Genomic DNA, 9,784 nt, shown 5'->3' with positions numbered 1-9,784 from the left:
CGCCGTGACGTCCGAGGGGCCACCGAGCGCCGGGTGCAGGTACGAGTACGGCTGCGCGCCCGCGGACCGCGGCAGCGACACGGGCAGCCGACCCGAGGGGTTCACCGCACCGGTGACGACGTCGGCGATCGCGAGTCCGCCGCCCTCGCCGGGGAAGAACGCCTGCAGGACGCCAGCCGGCCGCGGGCCTTCGCCGTCGAGCGCCCAGCTGATGGCGTACGGACGGCCGGTGAGGAGCACCAGGACGACGGGCGTGCCGGTGGCGACCACCGCCTCCACCAGTTCGCGCTGCACGCCGGGCAGGTCGAGCGACTCGGAGTCGTTGCCCTCGCCGACGGTGCCGCGGCCGAACAGGCCGGCCTGGTCGCCGACGACGACGACGGCGAGCTCGGCGTCGGTGGCGGCGGAGACGGCAGCGGCGATGCCGGTCCGGTCCTCCCCCTCGACCGCGCAGCCCTCGACGACCCGGACCGATGCTCCGGCGAAGGCGTCGGTCAGTGCCTCGGCGACCGTCGGGATCGAGAACCCGAGCGGCAGCCCGGGGTGGGCGGCCAGGACGTGGTTCGCGAACGAGTAGCAGCCCTGCAGCGCCTCGGCGCGGTCCGCGTTCGGGCCGATGACCGCGACGGTGCCGGGGGTCCGTCGGACCGGCAGGACGCCGTCGTTGCCGAGCAGCACGATCGACTCCTCCGCGAGGCGACGGGCGAGCGCCTGGTGTCGGGGCGAGTCGAGGTCGACGCCGGTGGGCGGTTCGTCCTCGTACGCCTCGGGGTCGAGCAGACCGAGTGCTTCCTTCTGCGCGAGTGCACGGAGGACGGCCCGGTCGACGTACGCCTCGTCGAGCTGCCCCGAGCGCACCCGCTCCACGAGCGGGCGCAGGTACGCGTCCCCGGTCGGCAGTTCGACGTCGATGCCGGCCTCGAGCGCCAGTGCAGCGGCCTCGCCGCGGTCGGCGGCGACGGCGTGCATCACCTCGAGGAACGCGATCGCGAAGTAGTCGGCCACGACGACGCCGTCGAACCCGAGCTGCTCGCGGAGCACCCCGGTCAGGTACTCGGGGCTGGCGGCCATCGGGACGCCGTCGGTCTCGGTGTAGGAGTTCATGACCGAGCGGGCGTTGCCGTCGAGTAGCGCCATCTCGAACGGTGGCAGGAACACGTCCCGGATCTCACGCGGCCCGGCCGAGACGGGCGCGTGGTTGCGTCCGGCGCGGGAGGCCGAGTAGCCGAGGAAGTGCTTCAGCGTGGCGTGCACGCCGGCGTCCTGCAGCCCCCGCACGTAGGCGGTGCCGACGGTGCCGACCAAGTACGGGTCCTCACCGATGCACTCGTCGACCCGGCCCCAACGGGGGTCGCGGACGACGTCGAGCACCGGCGCGAGCCCCTGGTGGATCCCGAGCTCACGCATCGAGTCGCCGATCGCGCGGCCGACCTGTTCGACGAGCTCCGGGTCGAACGAGGCGCCCCACGCGAGCGGGGTCGGGAAGGTCGCGGCCTTCCAGGCGGCCAGTCCGGTGAGGCACTCCTCGTGCACGAGCGCGGGGATGCCCAGCCGGGTCTCCCGCTTGAGGCGACGCTGCTCCTGCCAGAGCCACGCGGCTCGCTCCTCGGCGTCGACCGGGCGGGTGCCGTAGACGCGGGTGTAGTGCCCGATGCCGTCGCGGGTGACGTCTGGCAGGGTCGCCTGGGCGTCCTGCCCGGCCGCCATCTCGCCCTGCATGGGTGCCACGACGCCGTTCTGGTCGAGCCAGTAGCCGACGATCTGCGCCGCCTTCTCCTCGAGCGTCATCCGGGCGAGCAGGTCGCGGACGCGGTCGCTCACCTCGGGCACGGCCGGGAGGCCCGGGGCCGGGTCCGACAGGTCGGTGCGGACGGTGTCCACTGCCTGTCTCGGTTCGTTGGTGATCGTCATCCCTTGACCGCCCCGGTGAGGCCGCCGACGATCCGGCGCTGGAAGATCGTGAAGAAGATCAGCGCGGGGATCATCGACATCGACGTGAAGGCGAGCACCTTGGCGGTGTCGACGGAGTACTGCGACGAGAACGCCTGCACGCCGAGCGGCAGCGTGTAGCTGCCCTCGTTGTTGAGGATGAACAGCGGCAGGATGTAGCTGTTCCAGCTGGCGATGAACGCCAGGATCCCGACGGTGACGACGCCCGGCAGGGACAGCGGCACGATCATCCGGAAGAAGAACCCGAGGCGGCTGGCACCGTCGATGGACGCTGCCTCCTCGAGCTCGTCGGGGATGGCCCGGAGGAACGGCACCAGGATGATGACCGTCGTGGGCAGGGCGAAGGCGATCTGCGGCAGGATCACGCCGGCCAGGCTGTTCGTCAGACCGAGGTCCTTGATGAGCAGGTACAGCGGCGTGATCGCGACGGTGATCGGGAACATCAGGCCTGCGGCGAACAGGGCGTACAGGGCGCCGCGGCCCGCGAACCGGTAGCGGGCCAGGATGTAGCTGACCATCAGACCGAGCACGACGACACCGACGGTCGTCGCGATCGCACTGATCGCCGAGTTGCCGAGCTCCTGCCAGAAGATCGAACTGCCGAGGACCGAGCCGTAGTTGCCGAGCTCGAACGGGGCCGGCAAGCCGGCGGGGCTGGTGGTGATCTGCGAGTTCGTCCGGAAGCCGCCCAGCACGATGTACAGCACCGGGGCGAGGTTCGCGGCGACGAACAGGATCGCCACGACGTAGGTGAGCGGGTTGGCGCGACCGATGGCCGCGCTCGACCGGCGCTCCCGTGTCGCACGACGCCCGGGGGCGACGATGCTCGTGGTGGCCATCACTTCTTCCCTTCGGTGATCGCGCCCGCGGTGTCCCGGCGGAGCACGAATCGTTGGTAGATGAGCGCGACGGCCAGGGAGATGACGAACATCACGACGGCGACGGCGCTGCCGAAGCCGTAGTTCCCGGAGTTGCGGCCGTTGCCCACCATGTAGGTCGCCATGGTCGAGGTACCTGCGGTGGAGGCGATGTACTGCCCCCAGATGATGTAGACGAGGTCGAACAGCTGCAGCGACCCGATGATCGACAGGAACGCCCAGATGCGGATGGTCGGGCCGAGCAGCGGCAGCGTGATGCGCCGCTGGATCTGCCAGTAGCCGGCACCGTCGATCGCGGCGGCCTCGAAGAGCTCCTCGGGGATGCTCTGCAGGCCGGCGAGGAACAGGATCACCGCGAAGCCGATGTACTTCCACGAGATGATCAGCAGCAGCGTCCAGATCGCGATGTCCGGGTTGGACAGCCAGTCGGCACGCAGACCGCCGAGTCCGCTGGACTGGAGCATGTCGTTGACAGCGCCGTTCGACTGCAGCAGCAGGCTCCAGCCGGTGCCGACGATGACCTCGGAGATCACGTACGGCACGAAGACCAGGACGCGGATGAGTCCGCGGCCGTGCATCTTCTGGTTGAGGAGCAGCGCGAGGACGATCGCGATCGGGCCCTGCAGCACCAGCGACAGGACGACGATGAAGCCGTTGTGCATGAGGACCGACCGGAAGGCCTGGTCCTGGAAGATGATGACGTAGTTCTGCAGCCCGACGAAGTCGGTGGGCGGGCCGTAGCCCTGCCACTTGAAGAACCCGTAGTACGCGGCCATGCCGACGGGCAGGATCACGAACGTGACGAAGACGATGACGGCGGGTCCGGCGAGGACGGCGATCTCGGCGCGCTTCCGCCAGTCCGCGAGCCGCTTGGCGGGCCGACGCCCGGCGGGGCGCGGTGCGCTGGACGCACCGCTCCCCGCCGTCGTTGACCCCGAGGCGCGGTCCGACCCGGTGGTCGGGTTCGTGCCGAGCGAGGTGTCGAGGGTCATGGTCAGCCCTTGGCCGCAGCCTGGTTGGTGGTGGTGACGATGTCCTTGGCGGTGCCCTTGTCGGCGAGGACGTCGACGACGCTGGTGTTCAGCGCGTTGCCGACGTTCTGGCCGTAGAGGGTGTCGAGGTACTGCGACACGAACGGGGCGTCCTTGTACGCGGCGAGAGCGGACTTCAGGTACGACTCCGACACGACGGACTGAGCGTCCTGGTTGACGGGGATCGCCTGGAAGGCCTTGTAGTAGCCCTCCTGGTTGTCCTTCTCCACGATGAAGTTGAGGAAGTCGGTGCACGCCTTCTTCGGGGCCTGCGCGGTGCAGGAGTAGCCGTCGACGCCGCCCATCATCGACTTCGGGTCACCCTTGCCACCCTCGACCGCGGGGAACGGGAACCAGCCGAGGTCCGGCAGCGGCTTGGCGTCCGGGGTCAGCGAGGAGATCACACCCGGGTCCCACGCGCCCATGAGTTCCATGGCCGCCTTGTGGTTGGCGAGGAGACCGGCGGAGCTGCCGGCGCCCTGCTGTGCGGCGGTGGTGAGGAAGCCCTTGTTGAACGGCTTGGTGTCGTTGAAGGCCTCGAGGTCCTTGCCGGCCTTGGTCCAGCAGGCGTTGTCGAACTCCAGCGACTCCGCAGCGCCGGTCAGGGTCTTCTCGCTGCAGGCGCGGAGGGCGAAGTTGTAGTACCAGTGCGCGGCCGGCCAGGCGTCCTTCGCGCCGACGGCGACCGGGTCGACCCCGGAGTCCTTGAGCTTGGCGATGTCGTCGTTCAGCTCGTCCATCGTGGTGGGCGTGCCGTCGATGCCGGCCTTCTCGAACAGGTCCTTCGAGTACCAGATGCCCTCGGGCAGCACGGCGACGGGCATGGCGTAGGTGCCGTCCTTCGCGTCGTAGCCCGAGAAGGTGCCGGCGCTGATGGACTTCTTGGCGTCCGCGCTGATCGAGTCCTTGATGTCGAGCAGCTGCCCGGCGTTGATCATCGCGTTGAGCTTGCCGCCACCGCGCTGCAGGAACACGTCGGGGCCGTCGCCGGAGTTGAGCGCGGTCTGGAGCTTGCCGTCCAGGTCCTCGTTCTGGATGGCCTGGATCTTGATCGTGACGTTCGGGTTCTTCGCCTCGAACGCCTTGACCGTGTCCGCCCAGTAGGCCTTGCCCGGCCCGGTGGTGGAGTTGTGCCAGAAGGTCATCGTGACCTTGCCGTTGCCGTTGCCGTCGTCTGCGGCTCCGCCGCTCGAGCAGCCCGTGGCGAGCAGTGCGGTGCCGGCTGCGATGGCGATGGCCGCCGCGAACCTGTTCTTCCTCGTCATTGTGGAGTCCCTCGGTAGTCGTCGTTGACATGCGACCGCGAGGCCGCACGGAGAGCATGCCCGGCGCTCGATCGGCTTGTCAATCGATTTCGATAACGATTTCTGTCGGGTGCGCCACGCGGCACGAAGTTGGTTCATCGGGACGGAACCGGGCCCGGGGACGAGTACGGTGTCGTCGTGGATGCCATCGCCCGTCCTGCTCCCCTCCCGGGGCGGACCACCATCAGCGATGTCGCGCGAGCCGCCGGTGTCTCCGTCCCGACCGTGTCGAAGGTGATCAACGGCCGCGATGGTGTCGCCGCCGCCACGTCGCAGCGGGTGATGGCCGTGATCGAGTCCCTCGGGTACGAGAGTTCCCTGGTCGCACGCAGCCTGCGCCGCAGCCGTACCGACGTGATCGGCATCCTGGTCACCGAGTTCGAGCCGTTCTCCACCGAGTTGCTCAAGGGCATCTCGTCCGCTGCCGACGGCACCGGGTACGAGCTCCTCGCCTACGCCGGACTCGTCAGCGGAGAGGCCCGACCGGGCTGGGAGCGCCGGTCCCTGTCCCGCCTGGCCGGCACACTGATCGACGGCGCGATCGTCGTCACCCCCACCACCCTGATGGCGAGCACCCCCATCCCCGTCGTCTCGATCGACCCGCACACCGGCCCCGAGGGCCACGCCGCGATCGACTCGGACAACGTCGGCGGCGCCCGGGCCGCCACGGAGCACCTCATCGCGTTGGGTCACCGCCGGATCGCCCACATCCGCGGGCGTGCCGACCTGGCGTCGGCCGAACTCCGCGAGATCGGGTACCGCCAGTCGCTCGAGGCCGCGGGCATCCCCTTCGACCCCGACCTGGTGCGGGTCGGCGACTACCAGACCGCTGCCACCGCCGAGGTCGCCCGCGGACTGCTCGCACGCCACGACCGGCCGACCGCGGTCTTCGCGGCGAACGACAGCTCGGCCATCGGGGTGCTGCAGGTCGCCGGGGAACTCGGGCTCCGGGTGCCGCAGGACCTGTCCGTCGTGGGCTTCGACGACGTCCCCCAGGCTGCGAACGCCACTCCCCCGCTGACCACGGTCGCGCAGCCGCTGCACGACCTCGGCGCCGAGGCGCTCCGGATGCTGCTCGAGCTCCTCGGCGGCCGCGACGTCCCGGCGCACGTGCAGCTGCCGGCGTCGCTCGTGGTCCGGGCGAGCACGGCTGCGCCCCCACCCGGTTCCTGAGGCGCGAGGCGCTGGCGTCTCCGGAGACGCCGGCGTCTGCGCGAGACGCCGCCAACCGTCGGAGACGCCGCCGAACTCCGCGGCGTCTCGCGCACTCGGCGGCGTCTCGCGCAGACGGGGGCGTCTCGCACACCCGGCCACGCAGCCACCCTCGCGCGCGACCGCGGGACCTGATAAGTTCCCGCTCACAACAAATACGGGAGGCCGTCGATGGCGACGCACCAGGACACAGCACACCGGACCGGCGAGGCCCTCGTCACCGTGCTCGACGCAGACGGCACACCCCGGGCGGGAACCGAGGTCGTCGTGGAACAGCAGCGGCACGCGTTCGGGTTCGGCAACATCGGGTTCGACTTCGTCGGCCTCGCGAACGGTGACGCGCCCGACGAACACGACCCGGACGACGACCCCGGTACGCCCGAGCTCGCCGACCTCTGGCTCGACGTGTTCAACACCGCGACGCTGCCCTTCTACTGGGGCCGCTTCGAGCCGGAGCGCGGCCGCCCCGACACCGAGCGACTGCAGCGGACCGCCGCTTGGTTCCGAGACCGCGGTGTCGCGACGAAGGGACACCCGCTGGTTTGGCACACCGTGCAGCCGGACTGGTTGCTCGGGTTGGACACGGACGAGGTCGAGCGTCTCCAGCGGGAGCGGATCCGCCGCGAGGTGCGCGACTTCACCGGCCTCGTCGACACCTGGGACGCGATCAACGAGGTCGTGATCATGCCGCACTTCGCGAACGGCGACAACGGCATCACGCCCCTCGCCCTGGCCCGCGGCCGGCTCGCGATGATCCGGATGGCCGTCGACGAGGCCCGCGCCACCAACCCCGCCGTCACACTGCTGCTCAACGACTTCGACCTGTCGGACGCGTACGAGTGCCTGATCGAGGGCGTCCTCGAGGCCGGCATCCGCATCGACGCCATCGGGCTGCAGACCCACATGCACCAGGGGTACTGGGGCGAGGACACCATGCTCGCGATGGTCGACCGCTTCGCCCGGTACGCTCTGCCGCTGCACCTGACCGAGACCTCCCTCGTGTCCGGCGACCTGATGCCGGCGCACATCGTCGACCTCAACGACCACCGGGTGGACTCGTGGCCGTCGACGCCCGAGGGGGAAGCACGTCAGGCCGACGAACTCGAACGGCACTACCGCAGCCTGGTCGGGCACCCCGCCGTCGAGGCGATCACCTACTGGGGCATCACCGACCAGGGCGCCTGGCTCAACGCGCCGATCGGGCTCGTGCGGGCGGACGGCACGCCGAAGCCCGCCTACGACACACTCCGTCGGCTGGTGAAGGGCGAGTGGTGGACCGGGCCGACGACTCTTCGTACCGACGACCTCGGACGGGCGACGTTCCGCGGGTTCCGTGGCGACTACGCGGTCCGTGTCGGCAGCGCGGAGTCGACGCTGACGATCGGTCGGGACACGCCGACGGAGCTCCGGCTGACGAGGGGCTGACCGTCCCGCCGTGCGGGCGCGACCGCCGTCGGACGGGAGGCGCGTGAACGGTCGGGACGCGCCTCCCGTCCGGCAGATGGCCGGGTCTGACGCGCGACGACCCGCCGACTGCATGCGCCCCGCGCGCTACGGTGCTGTCATGCGCGCCACCGTGCGGGACGTGGCCGCCCTCGCCGGGGTGTCCCCCAAGACCGTCTCCAACGTCGTCAACGGCGGGGTCGTCGTGCGCCCGGAGACCCGTGCCCGGGTCGAAGCCGCGGTCATCGAACTCGGATACGTGCCGAACCTGTCCGCGCGGGGCCTGCGGAACGGCCGGACCGGCGCGATCGCCGTGACACTGCCGGAGCTCGCGAGTGCCTACTCGGCGGACCTCGCGCGGTGGTTCGTGGTCCTGGCGCACGACCGCGGCCTGGTCGTGCAGCTCGAACAGACCGCGACCGACCCGGAACGGGAACGCGACCTGGTCTCGCGGGCGCGGGCGCACCTGGTCGACGGTCTCGTCCTCAACCCGGTGTCGCTCGACGCCAGCACCCTCGCGAACACGGACGGCCTGCCGCCGACCGTCGTGATCGGCGAGGTCGAACCGGAGCACGTCGACCAGGTGCACGTCGACAGCCGGGCGGCTGCGCGCGAGGTCACGACGATGCTCCTCGACCGTGGGCACCGGCGGATCGCGATCGTCGGCGCCGAGCGTGGCGACGTCGTCACCGCCACCGCACGAACGCGGCAGCTCGGGCACGAGGACGCGCTGGCGGCACGGCGTGTCCCAGTCGACCCGGCGTTCCGGGTCCCGCTGCCGGAGTGGACGACGCCGGCCGCGGCACGGACGTTCGGCGAGTGGCTGGACCGGAACCCGCTGCCCGACGCGGTGTTCGCGTTCACGGACTCGATCGCGTTCGGGGTGCTGCACGTCCTGGCCAGCCGGGGCGTCCGGGTGCCGGAGCAGGTGAGCGTCGTCGGGTTCGACGACGTCGACCAGGCCGCCTTCGCGGTCCCCGCGCTGACGACGGTGTCGTTCGACAGGCGGGACTTCGCGGCGGCGGCACTCGACCTGCTCGAGCGCCGGATCGAGGACCGGGAGGCACCGGTCCGGACCGTCGTCGTGCCGCACCGGATCGTCGAGCGCGCGAGCGTCGCGACGCGGTGAGGACGGTCGCCGACGTCCGGACGGCAGGTGGCGCGGCGGGGTGCGGCCCGGCGAGGTGCCGCGATCCGCGCATCTCGGCGCTCGAGATGCGCGGATCGCGGCACCTCGGCGGAACGCGGGCAGCGAGTCGCGGCACCTCGGCGGAACGCGGCTGACGCCTACGTCCGCGTCACGGTCCGCCTCGGCTTCAACCGCTCGGGCGCGTCCGTCGCCGGCACCCACTCGCAGGTGAACGACCCGCGGTACCCGAAGAGGAACCCGAACAGCCGGTTGTGCACCTCGAGGTCGACGTGGAACGACCGGTCCTCGTCCGACCACCACTCGTGCAGGGTCGCCCGGCCGCTGAACAGCATCGGGAACCGGAACGAGAACGGCCCCTCGTGGAACCGTTGCGCATCGGAGGTCAGGACCAGCCCACCACGCTCGTCGACGGCCAGGTCGAGGTCGACCGCCAGGTGTTGGTGCGAGCCGAGGTAGTCGAGCACCCGACCGTCGACGAGCACCATCGTCGCGTCGAACCGTGCCGTGCGCCCGGACCGCACGGTGTAGGTCCGGACGAACGTGACGGTCTCACGGCCGAGGACGTCGCGGTAGGGGTAGTTCTCGATGGTGAACGGGACGTCGTTTCCGACGTCGGGTACCAGGATGTTCCGGAGCCGGCCGATCTGCAGGAACGGCACCGTCCACCACGGACCTCGGCGGATCGACTGCATGGTGCCGTGGCCGACGCAGGCCTCAGCGGCGTCGAGTCCGACACCGAACCGTCGCTGCATCATCGGGTGGAGCCGGTCGAAGTCGGCTCCGAGCGCTTCCTGGAACACCGAGGTCATGACGTTC

General features: G+C 70.6%; 8 protein-coding genes. 3 read left to right on the top strand and 5 right to left on the bottom strand.

Features of this window, described 5'->3' with window-relative positions; genetic code table 11:
• From DEI89_RS15220 to DEI89_RS15205, 4 genes are all read right to left on the bottom strand, one after another.
• Nucleotides 1-1,911: glycoside hydrolase family 3 protein (locus DEI89_RS15220; protein ID WP_110904900.1), on the bottom strand; the 1,911-nt coding region annotated here is incomplete at its 3' end.
• Nucleotides 1,908-2,789: a carbohydrate ABC transporter permease gene (locus DEI89_RS15215; RefSeq protein WP_110904899.1), complete on the bottom strand. Its 882-nt coding sequence runs from the start codon at nt 2,787-2,789 to the stop codon at nt 1,908-1,910. The genes DEI89_RS15215 and DEI89_RS15220, both read right to left, overlap by 4 nt.
• Nucleotides 2,789-3,820, bottom strand: coding sequence for a carbohydrate ABC transporter permease (locus DEI89_RS15210; RefSeq protein ID WP_110904898.1), 1,032 nt, complete (start codon nt 3,818-3,820; stop codon nt 2,789-2,791). Before DEI89_RS15210 ends, DEI89_RS15215 begins: the two co-directional genes overlap by 1 nt.
• A 2-nt stretch (nt 3,821-3,822) precedes the next feature.
• Nucleotides 3,823-5,124 carry an ABC transporter substrate-binding protein gene (locus DEI89_RS15205; protein WP_110904897.1) on the bottom strand — a complete coding sequence of 434 codons (1,302 nt, stop codon included), beginning with the start codon at nt 5,122-5,124 and terminating at the stop codon, nt 3,823-3,825.
• A 177-nt stretch (nt 5,125-5,301) separates the two neighbouring features.
• Between DEI89_RS15205 and DEI89_RS15200 the strand changes: the two genes are divergently transcribed.
• From DEI89_RS15200 to DEI89_RS15190, 3 genes are all read left to right on the top strand, one after another.
• Complete coding sequence (locus DEI89_RS15200) at nt 5,302-6,336, top strand: LacI family DNA-binding transcriptional regulator (protein ID WP_258366355.1); 1,035 nt, start codon at nt 5,302-5,304, stop codon at nt 6,334-6,336.
• 210 nt (nt 6,337-6,546) lie between these two features.
• Complete coding sequence (locus DEI89_RS15195; protein ID WP_110904896.1) at nt 6,547-7,800, top strand: endo-1,4-beta-xylanase; 1,254 nt, start codon at nt 6,547-6,549, stop codon at nt 7,798-7,800.
• Between the two features lie 139 nt (nt 7,801-7,939).
• Entirely contained in the window at nt 7,940-8,947 is a 1,008-nt protein-coding gene (locus DEI89_RS15190; protein WP_110904909.1) for a LacI family DNA-binding transcriptional regulator, read from the top strand.
• Between the two features lie 158 nt (nt 8,948-9,105).
• Here DEI89_RS15190 and DEI89_RS15185 read toward each other — a convergent pair whose 3' ends face one another.
• Nucleotides 9,106-9,777: a DUF4166 domain-containing protein gene (locus tag DEI89_RS15185; protein ID WP_110904895.1), complete on the bottom strand. Its 672-nt coding sequence runs from the start codon at nt 9,775-9,777 to the stop codon at nt 9,106-9,108.
• Between the last annotated feature and the right edge of the window lie 7 nt (nt 9,778-9,784).

The sequence above is a fragment of the Curtobacterium sp. MCBD17_030 genome, from assembly GCF_003224255.1.
Taxonomy (GTDB): Bacteria; Actinomycetota; Actinomycetes; order Actinomycetales; family Microbacteriaceae; genus Curtobacterium.
Note: the sequence above shows the minus strand (reverse complement) of the source record. Positions and strands in the feature narration are given on the sequence as shown.